Origin of the sequence: Rhodopseudomonas palustris (genome assembly GCF_013415845.1) — a bacterium.
GTDB lineage: Bacteria > Pseudomonadota > Alphaproteobacteria > Rhizobiales > Xanthobacteraceae > Rhodopseudomonas > Rhodopseudomonas palustris_F.
Genome location: NZ_CP058907.1, coordinates 1,707,716 through 1,729,415 on the forward strand (window position 1 = coordinate 1,707,716; position 21,700 = coordinate 1,729,415).

Genomic DNA, 21,700 nt, shown 5'->3' on the forward strand with positions numbered 1-21,700 from the left:
CGCGTTGCAAGGGTGCCATGCTGGCGCCCTTGCTTTGACATCTGTGACCCCTATGGCTCCGCCCTCGCTTGAAATCGGAGGGACAAAATGGACGCCAAGGAGGTCTCCGCACATTGGGAGAGCAACGCCGAGACGTGGACGATGCTCGCGCGCGCCGGCCATGACCGGTATCGCGATGCGCTGAATACGCCGGCTTTCCTCGCGATGTTGCCGCCGGTCGCTGGTCTGAAAGGGCTGGACCTCGGCTGCGGTGAAGGCACCAACACGCGCGCCGTCGCGCGGCTCGGCGCCTCGATGACCGGCCTCGACATCGCCCCGACTTTTCTGCGTCACGCCCGGGACGCCGAACGACGTGATCCTCTCGGCATCGACTACGTGCTGGGAGACGGCCTCACATTGCCGTTCGCAGACGGCAGCTTCGATTTCGTGACGGCCTTCATGTCGATGATGGACATGGTCGACCAGGCGGCTGTGCTCCGGGAGGTTGCGCGAATCCTGAGGCCGGGCGGCTTTTTGCAGTTTTCTATCCTGCATCCCTGCTTCGTGCCGCCGACACGCCGCAACATCCGCGATGAGCACGGCGTTCCGGTGGCCATCGAACTGGCCGATTACTTCGACGAGAGCGACGGTCGGGTTGAGCGGTGGTTGTTTTCCGGCCTCTCGCCGGAGCAGAACGCCACCCTGACGCCGTTTGCGGTTCCGCGGTTTCACCGCACGCTGTCGACCTGGGTTGCGATGATCGTCGGGGCAGGGCTCAGGATCGAGGCGTTCGGCGAGCCGATGGCCTCGGAGGAGGTCGCTGCAGCCGAACCGATCGTCGCGGACACCCGGGTCGCCCCGATCTTTTTGCACGTGTTGGCGAAGCGCCCGATGACGCCTTAACGCGTCAGCTTGTTCACCTTGGCGACGTAGCTGCGCACGTCGGCGAGGACCTGGGGCAGCACGGCTTTGACCTCGGGCACGGTCATGCCGGGGCGGATCGCCGGGTGGTACAGGATGTTCAACAGGTACTGATCGTAGACGTCGAAATAGCCCTTCTGGACGTCGTCGTTGAACATCGTCCACGGCACCTTGTCGGTGTCGTTGATCGGGCCGAGCGATTGCAGCAGCTCCTCGTAGGCGCAGTCGCGGAACACGAAGTCGCCGTTGTCGATGGTGAGGATGACGTCGGAGCGCTCGATCTCGTACCGGTCGTTCTTGCGGAAGCCGGACAGGCACTGCGGATCGAGGCTTTCGCGGATCTCGCGGGCGCGTTCCTCGCCGTAGAACGTCGCGATGGTCTTGCCGAGGTTGCGGTCGCGGACGAGGTGGACGGTGACGTTGGCCTCGTCCGGATTGTCGGTCATCGCTATATCAAGATGCTCGACCCGGCCGGCGATGTCCGACACGATCCGGGCGAGCTCGGCGCGGCGATGCGCCTGGCCGTCGCCTTCGGCATAGACCCGCACCGGGGCCTCGTATTTGCGAATCCGGTCGACCCGTCCCGCCATGTGGAATTCGGCGCCGAACGCGGTGCGGAAGAAACCGTCGACGATCTGACTGTCGGTGAAGTCGGTCTTCTCGCTGCGCTGGGTGGCGGAGAAGTCGGTCGCCTCGGCGGCGCCGGCCGGGGCCGTCGCGAGGAGCGTGATCGCGGCGGTAACCGCCGCGAGCGCAGGTCTAAGATGCCGGGTGCCGCAGTGCATCACGAAAGGCTGCCGCATTCCGGTCCGGCGCACAACCGGCAATTCGGCCGCAGCCGCCTGTGCACGCGGCCGATCGCCCTGCTGGCTTAGTTTTTCACCACCACCACGGTGCCGACCCGAACCCGGTCGTACAGGTCCTTGACGTCGTCATTGGTCATACGGAAGCAGCCGGACGACACCGCCTGGCCGATCGTTTCCGGCTCGTTGGAGCCGTGAATCCGGTACAGCGTCGAGCCGAGGTACATCGCCCGGGCGCCGAGCGGATTGTCCTCGCCGCCTGCCATGTAGCGCGGCAGGTCGGGGCGGCGGCGCAGCATCTGGGCCGGCGGCGTCCAGCCCGGCCATTCCTTCTTGGCGGTGATGCGGTGGGTGCCCGACCAACGGAAGCCGTCGCGGCCGACGCCGATGCCGTAGCGTAGCGCGGTGCCGTCGCTCTGGACCAGATACAGCCGGCGCTCGCGGGTGCTGATGACGATCGTGCCCGGGGCATAGTTGCCGTCGAACATCACGGTCTCGCGTGGGATCGGATTGGCGCTCGGGCCGGAGCGATAGTACGGTCCGAATCCCATCACCGAGCGCAGGTCGAGCTCTTGCGCCGAAGCGGCGGTCGGCAGGGCGGTGGCGATCGAGATCAGCGCGAGCGCGCTGGCGGCAAGTCGACGAACCATTCCGAAACCTCGCAATCTTCGTTTCGCTCCGAACTGGCCATAATCGCAGCGATTGCGCAAGCCGGCGGCCGTACGTCGGCGCACGCGTTCGCCGCAGTCCTGCCGCGCGCCGTCCCCCTTTGACGAAGCGATGGAACAATGATTGATCGGGCGCACAAATTGCAAATCGGGAGCGAAACTATGAATGGTGCCGAGAGTCTGGTGCGGACGCTGGTCAAGGGCGGCGTCGATGTCTGCTTCACCAACCCTGGCACGTCGGAAATGCACTTCGTCGCCGCGCTCGACCGGGTCGAGGGGATGCGCTGCGTGCTCGGCCTGTTTGAGGGCGTCGTCACCGGCGCCGCCGATGGTTACTATCGGATGAAGGGCACGCCGGCCTCGACGCTGCTGCATCTCGGCCCCGGCCTCGCCAACGGCCTTGCCAACCTGCATAACGCCAAGAAGGCGGCTTCCGGTATCGTCAACATCGTCGGCCAGCACGCTACCTATCACATCGATTACAACGCGCCGCTGACCTCCGACATCGAGGGCCTGGCGCGGCCGATGTCGGCCTGGGTCCGCACCTCGCCGGACGCGAAGTCGGTGGCGCGCGACGGCGCCGCCGCCATCGCCGCCGCCAAGAGCTCGCCGGCGCAGATCGCCACGCTGATCCTGCCGGCCGACACCGCCTGGAACGAAGCCGACGGCGTCGCCGACGTGCCGGAAGAGAGCCAGCGCCCGACCTATTCGCCGCAGGCGGTGGAAGCCGCCGCGCGCGTGCTGCGCTCGGGCGAGCCGACGCTTTTGCTGCTGTCCGGCGCTGCGCTCACCGAGCATGGCCTGGCGCTGGCGCAGCGGATCGCCGGCAAGACCGGCTGCAAGGTGATGGGCCAGACCTACAACGCCCGGATGGCACGCGGGCAGGGGCGCTACTGGATCGAGCGGATTCCGTATGTGGTCGATGCCGCGCTGCCGATCCTCAAGCAGTTCCGCCACATCGTGCTGGTCGAGGCGATGGATCCGGTGGCGTTCTTCGCCTATCCGGACAAGCCGAGCCTGCTGAAGCCGGAAGGCTGCGAGGCGCATCGCGTCACCGAGGTCGGCGAGAATTCGGTCGCGGCGCTGGAAGCGCTGGCCGGTGCGCTCGGCGCCAAGGCGAGCGACGCCGCGCCGCAGAAGCTGGTCGAGATCGGCAAGCCGACCGGCGCGCTGACGCTCGACAATATTGCCCAGACGATCGCGATGGCGATCCCGGAGAATGGCATCGTGATCGATGAATCGATCACCACCGGCCGCGGCTTCTTCCCGCCGACGGCGGCCGCCGCGCCGCATGACTGGCTGCAGAACCTCGGCGGCTCGATCGGCTTTTCCCCGCCGGTCGCGGTCGGCGCCGCGGTGGCCTGCCCGGACCGCAAGGTGCTGTGCATGGTCGGCGACGGTAGCGCGATGTACACCGTGCAGGCGCTGTGGACCCAGGCGCGCGAGAACCTCGACGTCACCACCGTGGTGTTCGCCAACCGCAAGTATCAGATCCTGCGCGGCGAGTTCGACGGCGTCGGCGCCGGTAAGCCCGGCCAGCGCGCCGAGGACATGCTGACGCTGGACCGGCCGGACCTCGATTGGGTGGCGCTCGCCAAGGGCATGGGCGTTCCGGCGCGGAACGTGTCGACCGCCGACGAGTTCAACGCCGCGCTCGCCGCCGGCCTCGCCAGCGGCGGCCCGAACGTGATCGCGGTGCAGATGTAGCATCGCGGACGGCCCTGCCACCCAGGGCCTTCCCGTTTCGGACAGTTGTCGAACCGGTGGCCGGCAGCGTAGCCTGTCGGCCGCGGCCGGGCATGGCCGCGGGTGGAGCAGGCATGAAGCGCTATGTGATCTTTGCCGCGATCGGTCCGTTGATCGGCGGCTTGCTGCTGTTGTTCGCGACGACCTATCAGTCGGGCTATTGGGCGCACACCAACCTGACCGAGGTGCAGAAGTTCTTCGTCGTGTTGTTCAAGTCGCTGCAATACAGCTATCTGTTCGGCCTGCTGCCGGCGCTGATGATGGCGGCGATCGACGAGATCATCTGCCACATCCGCCGCGTCGGCCCCGGCGGCCGGGTGGTGATCGTCGGCGTGATCGGCTTCCTCGCCACCGCCTTCATGTACGGCAACCGCGGCGCCGATGCCGGCGTCCTGCAATTCGTGCTGTACGGCCTGGTCGGCCTGGTGCCGGCGACGCTGTCGTCGTGGCTGGCCAACAAGTTCTGTGCCCCCGTCACCGCCGAGACTAAGCCAGCCTCGGCTTGAGCGAGCAGGGGGCAGCTAACGGCCCCCGTAGGATGGGGTGAGCGCAGCGAAACCCATCGTGCCGTCGGGCGGCTGTTGACGAGCGCCACAATAGGCGCAGCACGACGAGACGGCGCGTGCCCGCGCCGTCCCGCACGATCCGCGCCGGCGATGTCCTTTGGCTCAGCGAGCTGCCGCCGTCGCTTCGCCCCAGCCGCTCAGGCTTTCGATCGCATTGTCCTGCAGCGCGCCTTCGAGCTTGGCCTTCAGCTCGGCATGGCGCGCGCGCACCGCCGCCGCATGGTCGGCGGTCATGCCGCTGTCAAAGGCGCGGACCAGCGGGCTCAGCAGCAGAAACTCCTCGGTCTCCTTCTGCGTCAGTCCAGCGATCACGGTGGCGCCGCGGGCGTCCTTGGTCAGCGCCCGGATCTGCTCCAGCCACTGCCGCAGCGACGTCTCCTGCTCGAGCAACGCGTTGATCTTCTGATCGATGGTGTGAGGCATGGACCGCTCCCTTCCCGACGATGGACAGATGCCATCTGCGATCGTCGCTAAACGAGCGTGCAGTGCGGCCGCATTGTGCCGGATCAATTGGTGCGGTGCGAAAAAATCGCGATGCAGGTACTGTAAGCAGGTGAGTAACGGATGTGCCGAGGGCGACGAAACTCACATTAGCTTGCTTGCCGATTCTCTTAATGTGCCGTCGATCAAATGCAGTTTTCTTAGCTTGGAAAAATTGGGATTCTTTCTTGCGATCTCGGTTAGTCTCTCCCACTTTCGACCGATTTCGCCAACATCTATAAGTACAAAATGACCGTGATTAGTCTTTTCTGCCTTCATATAGGCGTCGAGTTGTTTTTCATACCCGTGCACGGTCTTGTTGTTTGTTGAAAGCTTTATCTCGACGACGATCTTGTCGCTGCCTTCAGAGAATTTGAAGTCAACTGGTCCGGCACCCATGTCAGATTCCGGAGATATGTCGAGATTGTTAGCGTTGCAGTACGAGATTGCAATTGCAAGAAATAACAGTTGAGCAAATCTTTCATGTCTTGGCTTGCCATTGACGTGAAAGACCTCCGACATTCTATTGTTTTCGACTAATTCTTGAAACTGGTGGATGATTGCGCTTGTTACGTTCTCGAGGCGCTCCATTCTTGTGAGGCTCTTGTTGTCATTAATATCCAGTTTGTAGAGGCTAGAGTAGGTTTCCGCCAAATGACTCCATTGAATCAAGCCTTCAGGATCAGATCTCAGATCGTAAGGAGTCTTCTCAGCTAGTTTCAGTGCGTCGAGCAATGCCTGGAATGCCTGCCCGCTTAGCATTGCCCTTTCTGTTATGAAATTCTTCTCGGCTCTTGTGCGTATCTTGAAGATTTCCGAAATGTGTGTGTTGACGCGATCTCTTAGCTCCGCATTGCTCTGTGCGGCAGCGGCGATCTGTATGGGGTTGTCTGCAATAGGGAGGTGTTTAAGGACATCAGATGGTAATAGAATTACCGGCAGGTTGTGTCGCGAGAATTCGTTTTCCGGCATCCAGACGGCTGTAGTCCCAATCTTCAATTCCTTTAGTGGCAGCGAGATGCCAAGCTCATCTCTTATTTCGGAGGTGATCCGTGAGTTGAATGCCACTATCTGCTCAAGGATTATCTTGGTAGTCATATCGCTGATTAAGTCGGGGCCGATGCCCTCTTCAAAAAGCGCCAGGGCGGAGAAAAGCTCGGGATCCTTCACGCCAAGTTCGATAACGTTCTTTGCCCACTCGACAGATTTTCGAGATTTAATGGTGCCGAAGGCGCGTCCGTTCGTTGAGTGTTTGCTGTAACCGAGGCAGGTGCCGTTTAGGCCCGCAACCTCTTTGAATTGAAATAGCTTAAGGGCCGCTTTCCAGGCTTTGTCGTCCTTCTTGGTCGACATTCTCAGCAGGCTACATATCTTTGAAAAATGAGCCTCGTAGGCTTCAAAGGCGCTGGAAGAAAATTCGGGATGCCTACTTCCAGGAAGCAAAAAGGGGTCGATAAAGAGTGGGCTATCGACATCCAGCGTGGGATTGAAGACGCCCTTTGCTTCAAGCCAATTAGCATCGATTCTGAATTGCTCTGAAAACAGAATCCCGAAGTTCTTCCTCATGCTCAGTTCCTAATAGTCTGCGCCGTAGATGCAGTTTCGTCGAAAATGATCGAAGCTTGCAGGCGTAGGGGAATCTCAATCAGAGGTAGTGAATAACATTCGTCTGCGGAGGGGAAGTTCTCGACGTGCACCGATTGTGTAGAAGCACAGAATCGAACGTAAGTTCTCGATCGATGCACTGGTTAAAGCGCTCGTTCGACGGTTACGATTAAGAAACTGGACGTCGGTTCGCTTATAGGAATGGTGGGCGCACAAGGGATCGAACCTTGGACCTCTCCCGTGTGAAGGGAACGCTCTCCCGCTGAGCTATGCGCCCGGGACCGGTTGGGGACAGGGGCCGCGAAGCGGCCGGTCGAACCACCGTAGAGGCGCGATTTACGAAGTGCGGGGCGGGGGTGTCAAGCGGCAACACCCGGCTTTGGCAGATTTGCCCAGATCGTCGTAGGGCGCGGCGCGGTTCAGCCGGTCTGGCGCGCGCGCGAGGCGTGGGATTGCAGCGCGCGGATGCGGTCGGCCAGCGTGCCGCCGGCCACCACCGGCGTGACGCCGGCGCTCTTGGTACCGTTGGCGGCTTTGGTGCCCTTCGCGGCCTTGGCCGGCGCCGGCGTGGTCAGCATCGCCTGGATCGGCGAATCCGGACCTTCCAGCGTGATTGCCAGCTTGGCGACCTCGGCGGCGATGTCGTTGATCCGCTCGCGCAGCAGCGCGTTCTCCATCCGCTCGGTTTCCCACGAGCTTTCCGCCTGCTGCTTCAGCGCCACCAGCTCGCGCTGCGCCTTGGCGCGTTCGTCGTGGGCCTGGGTGAGCTGGTCTTCGAGCGCGGCCTTGTCCTTGCGGATGCGAGCGAGGTCCGGCGACTTGCTGCTGGTGGCGTCGAGCTCGTTGCGCAGCTCGCCGACGGTGCGCAGCGCGGCTTCGTTGGCAGCGCGGAGCTGATTGTTCTCGAATTCGCGCTCGGCCAGCAGCTTGCTCTGGGCGGCGAGGCGCTCTTCCAGTTCGTGGACGCGGCCGCCGAGGAGCTCGGCTTCCTTGACCTGCAACAGCAATTGCCGGTCGAGCTCGCCGACGCGCAGGCTCAGCGCCTCGACGCGGCCGCGGGCCTCATCCAGCTCGCGCGTGGTGGAAGCGGATTCGCCGCGCTGCGCTTCGAGCCGGCTGCGGGTGGCGGCAAACTCCTTTTCGGCTTCGCCGACCCGCGCCTGCAGCTGTTCGATCTTGGCGTGCAGCGCCACCAGTTCGACCTGCCGGGTGTCGGCCAGGGTGGAGCGCTCGTTGAGCTCGGCATTGATGCGGGCGAGTTCGGCCTGCTTCTCGGCCAGCGCGCTCTCGGCGCTGCGCAGCTCCTCGGTCTTGGCGGCGAAGTCCTGCTCGGTGGTGCGAAGCTGCTCCTGCACCGCCTTCTCGCGCGCCTCCAGTGTCTCGATCGCGGCGTTCTTCTCGGCGAGTTCGAGCTTGAGGCGATTGATCGCGTCGGTCTTCTTGCCGATCTCGGCGAACTGGCTGGTGGTCTTGTTCTTGAGCTGGTCGACGCTCATCTCCAGCCGCCGCGCCGACATCGCAAATTCAGCCCGGAGCTGGTCCTTGTCGGCCTGAATCTCCGCCATCGATAGCGGCGTCGCCGCTTCCAATCGCTTCGTCGTCAGCCGCACCGCGCGATTATGCACCAGCGGTGCCAGCATCAGCGCGAGCAGCATCGCGACCAGAAAGCCGATCGCCAGATACATGATCTGTTCGACCATCGATGTCTCCCACACGCGCTTTGGCAAGGCGCGCGCGTTCCGCGGAGCTTGGCGCGGAGCGCGTCGGCGCGAATTCGGACGATGAACCGTTGATGGCGCGGGCGAACGTCGCCGTCCAGCCGCAAATCCATTTGCGGCACAATGCCATAAGCCGGCGCCTTCGCGCCAGTGCATTGCGGCGTTAACGTGAATCGGTAGCCGGTTACGCGCTCTGGCTGTAAGCCGCGCAGGCGGCCTGGATCAGAACGGATTCCAGGTCGCCGAGGGGGTGAACTTCAGGTAGCCGATATTGGCACCGAGCCGCAGGCCGATACCCGACTGGATCGGCACCAGCACGATGCCGTTGGCAGTCAGCGCGGTCATGCCGAAGCCGCCGACCACATAGGCCGAGCCGTCGATGCCGCCGAACCGCTGATAGATCGCGTTGGTGGAGGGCAGATTGTACACCAGCGTCATGGTGCGGGCGCCGTTGCCGCCCCAGTCGAAGCCGACCGACGGGCCCTGCCAGTACACTTTCAGGTCACCGGCGTTCTTGGTGTAGAGCGTGCCTTCGCCGTAGCGCAGGCCGGCCACGAACGCGCCCGAGCCTTCTTCGCCGAGCACATAGCCGTTGGGCAGGCCCCACTGGCTGACCGCGCGCTCGATCACCGAGGCGAGGCCGCGCGAGACGTTGCCGAAGAAGCGGTGGCCGGCGCCGACCAGTTCGTCCGGCCCGTAGGTGTTCGGGCCGGCGGGGGACTTCGGTGGCAATGGCTGTTGCTGCGCCACAGCCGGCACATTCAGGGCCGCCAGCGCAACAAAGGCCAGCGCGGCGCGACGCGTCACGAAGCTCATGCAATTCACCCCTGGGTCTTCAAATCCCTTGCGCCGCTTTAACCGGATGCTGACGGGCATCCTGTAGCGACGTTTGTCCCCGACTCGGAACGTTATCGGCAGCAACTATGACGGCACAGCGGCAGGAACGGAACCGGATGCGCCTTCGAATCGCCTTGATCGGACTGCTCGGCCTCGTTGCCGTCTGCAGTTCTGCGTCCACGATTGTGCTCGCCGGCACGACCGAGCGCCTCGTGGTCGATCGCACCACCGGTCTTGCGATCGATGGCTTCGATCCGGTGGCGTATTTCACCGATCATCAGGCGCGGCAAGGCCAATCCGAGTTCGAGGCCTCTGCGAAAGGCGCGGTCTGGCGGTTCTGCAACGACGACAATCGCAAGTTCTTTCTCGCGCGGCCGGATATCTACGGCCCACAGTTCGGCGGTTACGACCCGGTCGCGGTGGCGCGAGGCGTGCCGCTTGCCGGCAACGCGCTGATCTGGCTGATCAGTGGCCAGCGACTGTATCTGTTCGACCGCGAGGAAAACCGCGATGCCTTCGCGGCCAACCCGGAGCGCTATCTCCACGATGCCCGCGAGCGCTGGCCGGGACTGTTGGCAACGCTCGCCGAATAGCTCCGGCGCTAGCGACCGTCAGGGTCGCCCCAGGCGATGAATTCCGGCACGATGAAGTTCGGCCGCGGTGCGTCGAACCGCAACGGCGCGCCGGCCGCGTCGGTCACCTTGCCGCCCGCGGCGACGACCAGCGCAGCGCCTGCCGCGATATCCCACTCGCAGATCGGCGCCAGCCGCGGGTAGATGTCGGCCTTGCCTTCGGCGATCCGGCAGAATTTCAGCGACGACCCCAGCGTCGCATGTACGGCGCCCGGGCGGGCGTCGATGAAGGCGACGGTGGCGGGATCGAGATGCGACCGGCTGACCGTTGCGGTCCACGGCTCGCCCGGCTGCGGCAGTGGCCGCGTGCGGATGGCGGTGGCTGCAAAGCTGAGCCCGTCCGCGGCGACAGTCAGTTGCTCAGCGCCATGGCCGACCACGCCGCGCCACGCCAGCCCTAGAGCCGGCGCGCCGATGATGCCGAGCACCGGCACCCCGTCGCACACCAGCGCCAGGTTGACGGTGAATTCGTCGCGGCCGGCGATGTACTCCTTGGTGCCGTCGAGCGGATCGACCACGAAGAAGCTGCCCGATGTCGGTCGTCCGTTGCCGCAACATTCTTCGGACAGCACCGGGACGTGCGGAGCGATCTGCGCCAGTCCCTCGGCGATCACCTGGTCAGCGGCGAGATCGGCGGGCGTCACCGGCGAGCCGTCCGGCTTCTGGGTGACCTTGGCGTCGCGCGGGATCGCCATGATCGCCGCCCCGGCGCGCAGCACCAGCTTGGTGAGCGGTTCGAGCAAAGCGGCGGCGTGCTCGGCCGAAACGACGGCGGGCTGTTCGAACGCGGCAGTCATCAAGCTGTGTCATCCTCGGTCGGTGGTCCGGTTGGTGCCGGACCGTTGTGTTGGCACTGCCTGCAGCCGCAGTGTATCAAGCCATTAACCAAGGCTGATTCGTCTTGCGAGCGGTTTTCCGAGGAACAGACTGATGTCCGACACCCAATCTCCCGCTGTGCAGGCTCCCGCTCCCGATGCGCTGGAGTTGGCGGCGCTGCTGTGTTCGCGGGTGTGCCACGATCTCATCAGCCCGGTCGGTGCGATCGTCAATGGCCTGGAAGTGCTCGACGACAGCTCCAAGCAGGAAGACCGCGATTTCGCGCTCGAATTAATTCGAAAGAGTGCCAAAACCGCATCGGCACGCCTGCAGTTCTGCCGCCTGGCGTTCGGCGCGGCGGGCTCGGCTGGTGCCCAGATCGATCTCGGTGACGCGCAGAACATGGCGCGCGGTCACCTCGAAGACGACAAGACCAAGCTGACCTGGAATCTGCCGCGGCTGCTGCTCGCCAAGAACCGGGTCAAGCTGCTGCTCAACATGCTGGTGATTGCACAGCAGACGATTCCGCGCGGTGGTACGCTGACGATCGACCCGATCGGAGAAGGCGACAATTTGTCCTTCCGCATCGTTGCGGCCGGTATCAACGCCCGCACGCCGCACAACATCGTCGATCTGCTCAACGGGACTCAGAGCGGTCCGATCGAGTCGCACGGCGTGCAGCCGTACTACACGCGACTGCTCGCGCAGGCCTGCGGATTGACCGTTTCACTCGCCCCGGAAGGCGACACCATGGTGGTAACTGCGTCCTGAGAGGCGCAGTGATATAGTGAACATTGTATTGACGATGAGCCTCGGGATCATACGAAGGCCCTAACTATTTGAACTTCCGCCGCATCGTCCCGCGGCCCGCAACCAATATTAAACGCTTTCCGCACACAGTGGCCGCGTTAGTCGGGCATTGGCGACGGTCGCGTGCCCGCGTGCAGTGAAGGCCACGCGTATGGACGATCTTCTTCGTGAGTTTTTGACGGAGACCTTCGAGAGCCTGGACACGGTTGACAACCAGTTGGTCCGGTTTGAGCAGGAGCCGAACAACGCGAAGATATTGGACAATATTTTTCGTCTTGTTCACACCATCAAGGGAACGTGCGGGTTTCTAGGGTTGCCGCGGCTTGAAGCGCTTGCGCACGCGGCCGAGACCCTGATGGGCAAATTCCGGGACGGGATGCCGGTGACGGGGGAGGCGGTGACGCTGATCCTGACCACGATCGACCGGATCAAGGACATTCTGACCCAGCTGGAGGCGACCCAGGCCGAGCCCGAGGGCGAGGACGGCGACCTGATCGGGGAGCTGGAGCGGCTGTCGATGCGCTCGCCGGAGGAGATCGCGGCCGAACTCGGCGGCGCTGCGCCGGTGGAGGTTGCCGAAGTCGAAGCTCCTGCCGAAGCTGTTGTGGCCGAGGCGGCCGACGCCAATTCGACCGAAGGCACCCTGGTGGCGCAGACGCTGGAGCGTCCGCTGCGGCCGGGTGAAGTGTCGCTGGATGAGCTGGAGCGCGCCTTCCGCGAGACCGAGATCGAGATGGCCTCGCCGCCGCTGCAGCCGGCCGTGAGCGAAGCTCCGGCTGCTGTGGCCGAAGCCGCGCCGCCTGAACCGAAGCTGGCCAAGCCCGCCAAACCGGCCGCCAAGCCGGCGGCGAAGAAGTCCGGCGGCGAAGGCGAGGGCGCAGCGGAAGGTGGGGCCGCTGGCGGCGTCGCCAACCAGTCGATCCGCGTCAATGTCGATACCCTCGAACACCTGATGACGATGGTGTCGGAGCTGGTGCTGACCCGCAACCAGCTGCTCGAGATCAGCCGCCGCCACGAGGACAACGAGTTCAAGGTGCCGCTGCAGCGGCTCTCCACCGTCACCGCCGAGCTGCAGGACGGGGTGATGAAGACCCGGATGCAGCCGATCGGCAACGCCTGGCAGAAGCTGCCGCGCATCGTCCGCGATCTGGCCGCCGAACTCGGCAAGCAGATCGAGCTGGAGATGCACGGTGCCGACACCGAGCTCGACCGCCAGGTGCTCGACCTGATCAAGGACCCGCTCACCCATATGGTGCGCAACTCCGCCGACCACGGGCTGGAGAAGCCCGAGGACCGGGCGCGCGCCGGCAAGCCCGAGCAGGGCACCATCCGCCTGTCCGCCTATCACGAGGGCGGCCACATCGTGATCTGCATCGCCGACAACGGCCGCGGGCTCGACACCGAACGGATCAAGGCCAAGGCCTTGGCCAACGGGCTGGTCACCGAGGCCGAACTCGAGAAGATGACCGAGGCGCAGATCCACAAGTTCATCTTCGCGCCGGGCTTCTCGACCGCCGCCGCCGTCACCTCGGTGTCGGGCCGCGGCGTCGGCATGGACGTGGTGCGCACCAATATCGACCAGATCGGTGGCACCATCGAGGTGAAGTCGGTTGCCGGCGAAGGCTCGGCCATCACCATCAAGATCCCGCTGACCCTGGCGATCGTCTCGGCGCTGATCGTCGAAGCCGGCGGTGACCGCTTCGCGATCCCGCAGCTCGCGGTGGTCGAGCTGGTGCGGGCACGGGCCAACTCCGAGCACCGCATCGAGCGGATCAAGGATACGCCGGTCCTCAGACTGCGCGACAAGCTGCTGCCACTGATCCATCTGAAGAAGCTGCTCGGCATCGACGAGGGCGCCAACAGCGAGCCGGAGAACGGCTTCATCGTGGTGACCCAGGTCGGCAGCCAGACCTTCGGCATCGTGGTCGACGGCGTGTTCCACACCGAAGAAATCGTCGTCAAGCCGATGTCGACCAAGCTGCGTCACATCGGAATGTTCTCGGGCAACACCATCCTGGGCGACGGCGCGGTGATCATGATCGTCGATCCGAACGGGATCGCGCAGGCGCTCGGCACCGCGGTGTCGGCGCAGCACGATATCTCCGACCAGGCGGCGGCGAGCCGCAACGCCTCGGCCGAACAGCTCACCTCGCTGCTGGTGTTCCGCGCCGGTTCGAGCCAGCCGAAGGCGGTGCCGCTGTCGCTGGTGACGCGCCTGGAAGAGATCGCCTCCGACAAGATCGAGATGTCGAACGGCCGCTACATGGTGCAGTACCGCGACCAGCTGATGCCCTTGGTGCTGATGGAAGGCGTCGAGGTCGCCACCAGCGGCGTGCAGCCGATCCTGGTGTTCGCCGACGAGGACCGGTCGATGGGCCTTGTGGTCGACGAGATCGTCGACATCGTCGAGGAGCATCTGCACATCCAGGTCGGCTCCAGCCGCGAGGGCATTCTCGGCTCTGCGGTGATCAAGGGCCAGGCCACCGAGGTGATCGACGTCGCGCACTTCCTCCCGATGGCGTTCTCCGACTGGCTGGCGCGCAAGGAGATGAAGCAGTCGCTGACCACCCGCTCGGTGCTACTGGTCGATGACAGTGCGTTCTTCCGCAACATGCTGGGTCCGGTGCTGAAGGCGGCGGGCTACAAGGTGCGGGTCGCGACCTCGGCGGTCGAGGGCCTGTCGGTGCTGCGCTCGGGTGCGCAGTTCGACGTGATCCTGACCGATATCGAGATGCCGGAGATGAACGGCTTCGAGTTCGCCGAAGCGATCCGCTCCGACACCAAGATGTCGAACCTGCCGGTGATCGCGCTGAGTTCGCTGGTGTCGCCGGCGGCGATCGAGCGCGGCCGCCAGGCCGGTCTGACCGACTACATCGCCAAGTTCGATCGGCCCGGCCTGATCGCTGCGCTGAAGGAGCAGACCACGATGCATGCGACGCCCGAAGTGCTGGAGCAGGCGGCATGAGCGAGACCAGGAAGGACACCCCCGCGATGAGCCGCACCATCGACGCGATCAGCGGCAACACCACCCAGTTCGCCACCGCGATGATCGGCGGGCAGCTATTCGGGCTGCCGATCAGCCGGGTGCAGGACGTGTTCATGCCGGAACGGCTGACCCGGGTGCCGCTGGCGCCGGATGACGTCGCCGGCGTTCTGAACCTGCGCGGCCGGATCGTCACCGCGATCGACATGCGGGCCCGTCTCGGGCTGCCGAAGAACCAGGACGGCAAGCCGCCGATGGCGATGGGCGTCGACCTGCGCGGCGAATCCTACGGCCTGCTGATCGACTCCATCGGCGAAGTGCTGACCCTGCCGGACGAGGGCCGCGAGACCAACCCGGTCAACCTCGACCCCCGCATGGCCTCCTTCGCCAACGGCGTCCACCGCCTCGACGGACAGCTCATGGTCGTCCTCGACGTCGACAAAGTGCTCGAAATCGCAACTCAACGTATGGCTGCATAACGTCTGGACTGATTGCGGCGCAATCGCAGGAACTGCCCATCCGGGCGTGAACTGATAGAGGCAGAAAATGAAGACATGTCTGGTGGTCGACGACTCGAGCGTCATCCGGAAGGTCGCGCGGCGCATCCTCGAAGGTCTCGACTTCGAGATCGTCGAAGCTGAAGACGGCGAGAAGGCGCTCGAAGCCTGTAAGCACGGGCTGCCCGACGCCGTTCTGCTCGATTGGAACATGCCGGTGATGGATGGCTACGAGTTCCTGCGCAATCTGCGCCGGATGCCCGGCGGCGACGCGCCGAAGGTGGTGTTCTGCACCACCGAGAACGACGTCGCGCACATCGCGCGCGCGCTGCATGCCGGCGCCAACGAGTACATCATGAAGCCGTTCGACAAAGACATCGTCACGGCGAAGTTTCAGGAAGTCGGCCTGATCTGACGGGGGTCGGACGGCCGGTTTTGGCGCCGCGGTGTGGGTCGCGGTGGGGAGTGGAAGTATGCGTTGCGTCGGTGTTCTATGAGCGTAGCTTTGGCAGGTAGTCCCGCTACGAATTCGGCGCAATACGAGCCGTTGCGCGTGATGATCGTCGACGACTCGGTCGTCATCCGCGGCTTAATCTCCAGATGGGTCGAGGCTGAGCCGGACATGGTGGTGGCGGCCTCGCTGCGCACCGGGCTCGACGCCGTCAATCAGCTTGAACGGGTGAAGCCGGACGTTGCGGTGCTTGACATCGAAATGCCGGAACTCGACGGCATTTCGGCGTTGCCGCAGTTGCTCGCCAAGAAGCGCGACCTGGTCGTGATCATGGCGTCGACGCTGACCCGCCGCAACGCGGAGATCAGCTTCAAGGCGCTCTCGCTCGGCGCCGCCGATTACATTCCGAAGCCGGAAACCACTCGCGAGCCGCAGGCCGCCGACATCTTCAAGCACGATCTGCTGCAGAAGATTCGTTCGCTCGGCGGCCGGGTTCGTCGCCGCGCCGTACCCGGAGTTGCTGCGCCGGCGATCGCGCGTGAACCGCATCCGGCGCCGCTGCCGCATCCCGCAGTGGCTACTCCGACCGTTGCCAGCCAAGCTGCGCTGGTGAAGCGCTCGTTCGGTCCGACCGCGCCGCGCGTTCTACTGATCGGCTCGTCGACCGGTGGGCCGCAGGCGCTGATGTCGATGGTGGCCGATATCGGTCCGGTGATCGATCGTTTTCCCGTGCTGATTACCCAGCACATGCCGCCGACCTTCACGACCATCCTGGCCGAGCACCTTGCGCGCGCCAGCCGGCGCCCGGCGCATGAAGGCATCGAAGGCGAAGCCATCAAGCCCGGTAACATCTATCTTGCCCCCGGCGGCAAGCACATGCGCGTCGCCAAGCAGGGCGGCAATCCGGTGATCGCGCTCGACGACGGCCCGCCGGTGAACTTCTGCAAGCCTGCGGTCGATCCGCTGTTTATGTCGGCGATCGAAGTCTGGCAGGGCGGCATTCTCGCCGTGGTGCTGACCGGCATGGGATCGGACGGCATGCGTGGCGGCAAGGACATCGTCGCCGCTGGCGGCAGCGTGATCGCCCAGGACGAAGCCTCCAGCGTGGTCTGGGGCATGCCAGGTGCGGTCGCCAATGCGGGCGTCTGCGCCGCGGTGCTGCCGCTCAATCAGATCGGGCCCAAAGTGGTGCGCCTGTTCGCAGGAGACCGCTCGTGAACCCGTTGGATTACGACTTCCTCCGCAAGCTCCTGAAGGATCGCTCCGGCCTCGATCTGTCGGCCGACAAACAATATTTGGTGGAGAGCCGATTGCTGCCCCTGGCGCGTCGGCTCAGCCTCGGCGGCATCGGCGACCTGGTGCAGAAGATGAAGGGGATGGGCGCGGAATCGCTGATCTCCGACGTCGTCGAGGCGATGACCACCAACGAGACGTTCTTCTTCCGCGACAAGGTGCCGTTCGATCACCTGCGCGAGGAGATGCTGCCGGCGCTGCTGCAGGCGCGCGCGGCGCGGCGATCGCTGCGGATCTGGTGCGCGGCGTCGTCGACCGGCCAGGAGCCGTATTCGATCGCGATGACGCTCAAGGAGCTGGGCCCGGCTGTGGCCGGCTGGCGGTTCGAGATCATCGCCACCGATCTGTCGCCGCAGGTGCTGGAGAAGTCCAAATCGGGCCTGTTCAGCCAGTTCGAAGTGCAGCGCGGTCTGCCGATCCAACTCCTGGTGAAGTACTTCAAGCAGGCCGGCGAGGTGTGGGAGCTCAGCCCCGAGATCCGCGCCATGGTGCAGCACCGTCAGCTCAACCTGCTGCACGACTTCTCGTCGCTCGGCACGTTCGACATCGTGTTCTGCCGCAACGTGCTGATTTATTTCGATCAGACCACCAAGGTCGGCATTCTGGAGCGGATCGCCAAGCGGCTCGAGCCGGACGGCTATCTGACCCTCGGCGCCGCCGAGACCGTGGTTGGCCTGACCGATGCGTTCAAACCGCATAGTTCGCGCCGCGGCGTGTATCTGCCGAACCTGAAGTCGGCGCCGTCGATCGTCCCGGCGTTCCCCGCGACCACCGCCCTCAGCAGCCTGCGGGCCAGCTGAGGCGCGGAAACGCTCGGGCTCTTCAACCGCATCATTGCCAAACACCCTTCGTCATTCCGAGGCGTGAGCATAGCTCGCGCCCCCGGGATCCGGAGGTTGTCGTGCAAGGCAGCAGCCAAGTAACCGCGTCACGCGTCACATTCCAGGCTCGCGCCGATCGGCGCGTACCGGAATGACTTGGGTGAGGGGGGGGGCGGCCAGAGCAGCATCCCAAAAAACAAAAACCCCGCCATTTGCGGCGGGGTCAAGGACCACTCGGAAGGAGAGCGCCGGGTGGCGCTCCTGGGTAAACTGGGTCAGGCCGGGATGCGGACGTCGTCCTCGGACGGCTCGCGGAGCACGTAACCACGGCCCCACACCGTCTCGATGAAGTTGCGGCCGTCGGACGCGTTGGCGAGCTTCTTGCGCAGCTTGCAAATGAAGACGTCGATGATTTTCAGTTCCGGCTCGTCCATGCCACCATAGAGGTGGTTCAGGAACATTTCCTTGGTCAGCGTGGTGCCCTTGCGCAGCGAGAGCAGCTCCAGCATCTGATATTCCTTGCCGGTCAGATGGATGTACTTTCCCACAAGTTGTGATCCCCCTAAATTTAATCCTAGGAAGCACCATAAGCCAACTGGTGAGTGCGATGCAGTTGAAATTCATTAGCGACGATGAAATTGCTTTCGAGAGAGCTCAGCGAAGTATTGATGTCGAGTTCAAGTATGACGTTGTGATTTGTAGTGCCCCAAGCGATCGCGCACTAATTCGTCCGTTTGCGGAGTGGCTCCGCAAGGCGGGACTGACTGTGTGGTTTGAGGATTGGATTCGCCAGACCGAAGAGCCAAACAGGGGTGAAATCGAATTTTCGTTAGAACACTCGCGTGTCATGGTCTTCTGTATGACCGCGGATGCCTTTGGCGCCAATTGGCCTGATCTAGAAGAAAGAACGCTGCGATTTCGAGACCCGCTAAATAGGCGTCGCAGATTTGTACCGATTCTTCTCAGCTCCACGAGCGTCCCGCCGGCCCTTTCGCGGATTGAATGCATCGACGTATTGTCGGATGGACCTGATCTAGCCAAAGCGAAACTATTGGAAGTGTGTGCGGAGAGGACTACCTCTCTAAGGCATGATGACGCAAGATTCGTTTTGAAGAATTCAGCTCACCTAAACTACAAGTACAATGAAGTTAGGCACTGCTCTTTTAGTAAGGATGGAAAGTTCGCGTTGGTCGCAGGTACGCAGCGGATAATTCATCTATGGGACCTAGAGACACGGCGCTGCCTTAAGTCGCTAGCGGGCCATAGTGGTGATGTTGTGTTTGTCTGTTGGTCTCCAAATGAAGAGTTAGCAATTTCGGCATCGTATGATCATACGTTGCGTTTGTGGAATCCTCATACGGGCGAAAATCTCTCGGTACTTAGTGGGCATGGAGCCCCCGTCTTGTGTGTCTCCTGGAGTCAAGATCAAAAAAAACTACTATCTGGGGCTACTGATGGGGGAATTCGAGTATGGGATTTGGTGAATTGTGAATGCGTCGGTTCTTTTGAAGTGCACGGAATTCAAATTATTAGTCTCGAGTGGAGCTCAAATCAAAATATGGCATTGTTGGGCTGTTCGGATGGAACGGTGCGACTTTGGGATGTGCACGCTGGAAGAAACGTTCGTGTATTTGAAGGTCACACTAAGTCGGTACTTGGTGTCGCATGGAGCGTTGATCAAAGGACCGCGGTATCTTGCTCGGGAGATAGAACGATCCGTCTATGGAATATTGAGACGGGTGACTGTCTAAGGGTTCTCGAAGGGCATACGCAATACGTTTCTTGCATCGCGTTAAATGCTGAAGGGCAGCTGCTGTCTGGGTCCGACGACAGGACTGTGCGTCTCTGGGATATCGGCGGAGGGCGATGTGTCGAAACCTTTTCAGGACTCTGGGGTGTAGTAAGTGGACTGAGCTGGGGTTCGCAAAATCAAAGCATCAATTCAATTGATTCTGACGGAAGATTCCAGAGTTGGGATCTTTCAAGTTCGCAGAAAGTGTCGGTCTGGAGTGCCGCGATAGATGAGCAAGTCAAATACACAAATGCGAAAGTGCTTTTGGTTGGAGATACGAGTTCAGGTAAGACGGCGCTCGCCCATAGGCTCGCAACAGGGGAGTGGAGGCCGAGCGAAGCGTCAACAATTGGAGCTTGGTCAACGCAATGGAAGCTCGAGCACAACGATGTAGATTATCAAATCGAGAGAGAAGTATGGTTGTGGGACTTTGGTGGGCAGGCCGACCAACGTTTGATTCATCAAATGTACATGGAGGATGCGGCGCTTGCCGTGCTTGTATTTGATGGCCAGAAAGAGAATCTCTTCGATGTCTTGGGGCAGTGGGATCGTGACATAGCAAAGGCGGGCGGAAAGAGTCTTTCAAAATTGCTAGTAGCTGGGCGCATCGATGCCGGTGGTTTGCGCGTTAGTCGACACCAACTGGGGGTGTTCGCAGAGGAGCGCGGATTTAGTGATCTGATAGAAACAAGTGCGAGACTGGGAACGGGCTGTGATCATCTCCGTGATGCGATCGTTCGTGGAATTAGGTGGGAAAGCATTCCCTGGCGTTCGTCGCCACTTCTATTCAAGAAACTCAAAGATGGAATTGTGAACATCAAGGATGAGGGGCGGATTCTAATTCGGCTCAATGAGCTCAGGGATTTACTTGAGCTTAGATTCTTTGGTGAGATAGGGAAGTTTTCGCAGGAAGAGCTGCATGCAGTGGTTGGTCTGTTGGCCGGGCCGGGCATAGTGTGGGAATTGAAGTTTGGAGATTGGATATTGCTCCAGCCTGAGAGGATCAATGCTTATGCTCAGGCGGTCATTCAGGCGATGCGCAATGATAAGCAGGAGCTTGGTTGTGTGTTGGAGGAGGATATTCTTGCAGGGCGGCTCGACTATTTGGCTTCAATCGGGAGGGTTAGTGAGGATGATGAGCGCTATATACTTCTGTCTGTGCATCAGACTCTGATTGAGCGCAGTTTGTGCTTCCGTCAACATACCGAAGACGGGCCTGTCTTGGTGTTTCCCAGTTATTTTAGAAGGCGTAAGCCGGAGCTAACTAGTCATCCTTCGATCTGGGTTAGCTATCGATTTGACGGATTTCTTGATGATGTATACTCCACTCTTGTCGTACGATTGCATCATACCGCGCCATATAAATTGGATCAGCTCTGGCATTATGCTGCTGATTTTAGGACGCTGACTGGCAAGCGGCTTGGAATTAAGCTTGTTCGTCTTAATGAGGGTCGTGGAGAGTTGCAATTGTATTTTGAGAGCTCCGTTTCGCTCAACGAGACTATTATATTTTGTAAGTATGTACATGAGCATCTGCTGCAAAAAGCAGAAGATATATCGCGAATTCGCCACTACGTCTGTCCTCGTTGCCACTCTCCAGTTCGCGATTCCGAGGTTGCGATGAGAAAGCTTCAGGGGTGGAATTCGAGCGGAATGAAAGAGGTGGCGCCATCTATCATTTGTCAAGATTGCGAGAAACGGATTCTTCTTTGGGACGATATGGAGAAGTGCTTTGCAAGTGGGGAGAGCCAACAACGAGTTCATGAGCTTCAGGAGCAGTCGGCGAGGGGGCTCGATAGCGAGAGCAAGGAGCGTTTGCTCGTGGGCGAAGTAATTTCGCAAGTTGCGCTAGCTGGGCAGATCAGTAGAGAAATAAGTGTGTCTGATCATGGTATTGATTTAGAGATTGAATTTAAGACAGACGATGGTCTAGCGACAGGTCAAAAGGTGTATGTTCAACTTAAATCGGGTGATTCTCATCTTTCATTCAGAAAAAAGGATGGAGTTGAGATTTTCAAGATTCGAAAGGCTAGGCACGTTCAATACTGGCGAGAACAGTCGTCGCCTGTGTTGCTGATTATTCGGAAGTCTGACGGGCAAATTCGATGGATGGATGTTCGAGATTATCTCAGGAGAACGTCAGGGAACGTTCGGCACATAGAGTTTAGAGGTGAGCGTTTTGACGTGATGAGCATCCGGCGTTTACGTCAATCCGCGCTGAGCGGAGAGTTTTAGTGACCTTGCCCCTCGGGCTTAATCCAGTTTGAAGTTCGTTCTGGCCC

18 protein-coding genes, 1 tRNA gene and 1 pseudogene are annotated in these 21,700 nt (G+C 61.8%); 11 read left to right on the forward strand and 9 right to left on the reverse strand.

Annotation, left to right across the window (positions count from 1 at the left end; all coding sequences use genetic code 11):
- The first annotated feature begins 87 nt into the window (after positions 1 to 87).
- A complete protein-coding gene (locus HZF03_RS07910; protein ID WP_119018065.1) occupies positions 88 to 882 on the forward strand; it encodes a class I SAM-dependent methyltransferase in 795 nt (264 codons plus the stop codon).
- Here the strand turns inward: HZF03_RS07910 and HZF03_RS07915 are convergent.
- Both HZF03_RS07915 and HZF03_RS07920 read right to left on the reverse strand, forming a co-directional pair.
- Positions 879 to 1,703 carry a DUF2927 domain-containing protein gene (locus HZF03_RS07915; RefSeq protein WP_234832206.1) on the reverse strand — a complete coding sequence of 275 codons (825 nt, stop codon included), beginning with the start codon at positions 1,701 to 1,703 and terminating at the stop codon, positions 879 to 881. The genes HZF03_RS07910 and HZF03_RS07915 overlap by 4 nt on opposite strands.
- 68 nt (positions 1,704 to 1,771) lie before the next feature.
- On the reverse strand, positions 1,772 to 2,353 hold the full coding sequence (locus HZF03_RS07920) for a L,D-transpeptidase (RefSeq protein WP_119018064.1): 582 nt from the start codon (positions 2,351 to 2,353) through the stop codon (positions 1,772 to 1,774).
- A gap of 180 nt (positions 2,354 to 2,533) precedes the next feature.
- Here HZF03_RS07920 and HZF03_RS07925 point away from each other — a divergent pair, with 180 nt between their 5' ends.
- Together HZF03_RS07925 and HZF03_RS07930 are read left to right on the forward strand one after the other, a co-directional pair.
- Positions 2,534 to 4,078: an acetolactate synthase large subunit gene (locus tag HZF03_RS07925; RefSeq protein WP_119018063.1), complete on the forward strand. Its 1,545-nt coding sequence runs from the start codon at positions 2,534 to 2,536 to the stop codon at positions 4,076 to 4,078.
- 113 nt (positions 4,079 to 4,191) lie between these two features.
- Entirely contained in the window at positions 4,192 to 4,623 is a 432-nt protein-coding gene (locus tag HZF03_RS07930) for a DUF5413 family protein (protein WP_012495214.1), read from the forward strand.
- Between the two features lie 162 nt (positions 4,624 to 4,785).
- Here the strand turns inward: HZF03_RS07930 and HZF03_RS07935 are convergent, their stop codons facing one another.
- The 5 genes from HZF03_RS07935 to HZF03_RS07955 all read right to left on the reverse strand — a co-directional run bounded on the left by HZF03_RS07935 (position 4,786) and on the right by HZF03_RS07955 (position 9,302).
- Positions 4,786 to 5,106 (reverse strand): hypothetical protein, encoded by a 321-nt coding sequence (locus HZF03_RS07935; RefSeq protein ID WP_011157179.1) that lies wholly within the window; start codon positions 5,104 to 5,106, stop codon positions 4,786 to 4,788.
- A gap of 162 nt (positions 5,107 to 5,268) precedes the next feature.
- The gene (locus HZF03_RS07940) at positions 5,269 to 6,729 is read right to left on the reverse strand and encodes a hypothetical protein (protein ID WP_119020109.1); all 1,461 of its coding nucleotides are present in this window, start codon (positions 6,727 to 6,729) and stop codon (positions 5,269 to 5,271) included.
- A 241-nt stretch (positions 6,730 to 6,970) separates the two neighbouring features.
- Positions 6,971 to 7,045: transfer RNA gene (locus HZF03_RS07945), tRNA-Val, on the reverse strand.
- A 142-nt stretch (positions 7,046 to 7,187) separates the two neighbouring features.
- Complete coding sequence (locus tag HZF03_RS07950; RefSeq protein WP_119020110.1) at positions 7,188 to 8,468, reverse strand: coiled-coil domain-containing protein; 1,281 nt, start codon at positions 8,466 to 8,468, stop codon at positions 7,188 to 7,190.
- A gap of 240 nt (positions 8,469 to 8,708) precedes the next feature.
- The gene (locus tag HZF03_RS07955; RefSeq protein WP_107343619.1) at positions 8,709 to 9,302 is read right to left on the reverse strand and encodes a DUF1134 domain-containing protein; all 594 of its coding nucleotides are present in this window, start codon (positions 9,300 to 9,302) and stop codon (positions 8,709 to 8,711) included.
- Positions 9,303 to 9,409: 107 nt separating this feature from the next.
- Between HZF03_RS07955 and HZF03_RS07960 the strand changes: the two genes are divergently transcribed.
- Positions 9,410 to 9,916 (forward strand): YHS domain-containing (seleno)protein, encoded by a 507-nt coding sequence (locus HZF03_RS07960; protein WP_119020111.1) that lies wholly within the window; start codon positions 9,410 to 9,412, stop codon positions 9,914 to 9,916.
- An 8-nt stretch (positions 9,917 to 9,924) separates the two neighbouring features.
- On the opposite strand, the gene HZF03_RS07965 is transcribed toward HZF03_RS07960, so the two are convergent.
- Complete coding sequence (locus HZF03_RS07965; protein WP_119020112.1) at positions 9,925 to 10,752, reverse strand: 3'(2'),5'-bisphosphate nucleotidase CysQ family protein; 828 nt, start codon at positions 10,750 to 10,752, stop codon at positions 9,925 to 9,927.
- Positions 10,753 to 10,885: 133 nt separating this feature from the next.
- Between HZF03_RS07965 and chpT the strand changes: the two genes are divergently transcribed.
- The 6 genes from chpT (at position 10,886) to HZF03_RS07995 (ending at position 17,605) form a co-directional block, all read left to right on the forward strand.
- The gene (gene chpT, locus HZF03_RS07970) at positions 10,886 to 11,542 is read left to right on the forward strand and encodes a histidine phosphotransferase ChpT (RefSeq protein WP_011157185.1); all 657 of its coding nucleotides are present in this window, start codon (positions 10,886 to 10,888) and stop codon (positions 11,540 to 11,542) included.
- A gap of 190 nt (positions 11,543 to 11,732) precedes the next feature.
- Positions 11,733 to 14,546 (forward strand): hybrid sensor histidine kinase/response regulator, encoded by a 2,814-nt coding sequence (locus tag HZF03_RS07975; protein ID WP_179906281.1) that lies wholly within the window; start codon positions 11,733 to 11,735, stop codon positions 14,544 to 14,546.
- A gap of 26 nt (positions 14,547 to 14,572) precedes the next feature.
- A complete protein-coding gene (locus HZF03_RS07980; protein ID WP_174270123.1) occupies positions 14,573 to 15,043 on the forward strand; it encodes a chemotaxis protein CheW in 471 nt (156 codons plus the stop codon).
- A gap of 67 nt (positions 15,044 to 15,110) precedes the next feature.
- Positions 15,111 to 15,476 (forward strand): response regulator, encoded by a 366-nt coding sequence (locus HZF03_RS07985; protein WP_011157188.1) that lies wholly within the window; start codon positions 15,111 to 15,113, stop codon positions 15,474 to 15,476.
- 78 nt (positions 15,477 to 15,554) lie between these two features.
- Positions 15,555 to 16,730: a protein-glutamate methylesterase/protein-glutamine glutaminase gene (locus tag HZF03_RS07990; protein ID WP_011157189.1), complete on the forward strand. Its 1,176-nt coding sequence runs from the start codon at positions 15,555 to 15,557 to the stop codon at positions 16,728 to 16,730.
- A complete protein-coding gene (locus HZF03_RS07995) occupies positions 16,727 to 17,605 on the forward strand; it encodes a CheR family methyltransferase (protein ID WP_012495220.1) in 879 nt (292 codons plus the stop codon). The genes HZF03_RS07990 and HZF03_RS07995 overlap by 4 nt, the downstream gene beginning before the upstream one ends.
- 296 nt (positions 17,606 to 17,901) lie before the next feature.
- On the opposite strand, the pseudogene HZF03_RS08000 reads toward HZF03_RS07995, so the two are convergent.
- A pseudogene (locus HZF03_RS08000) lies at positions 17,902 to 18,171 on the reverse strand (winged helix-turn-helix domain-containing protein); the annotation flags it as partial.
- A gap of 62 nt (positions 18,172 to 18,233) precedes the next feature.
- Between HZF03_RS08000 and HZF03_RS08005 the strand changes: the two are divergent.
- The gene (locus HZF03_RS08005; RefSeq protein WP_119020020.1) at positions 18,234 to 21,653 is read left to right on the forward strand and encodes a DUF4365 domain-containing protein; all 3,420 of its coding nucleotides are present in this window, start codon (positions 18,234 to 18,236) and stop codon (positions 21,651 to 21,653) included.
- Positions 21,654 to 21,700 lie beyond the last annotated feature (47 nt).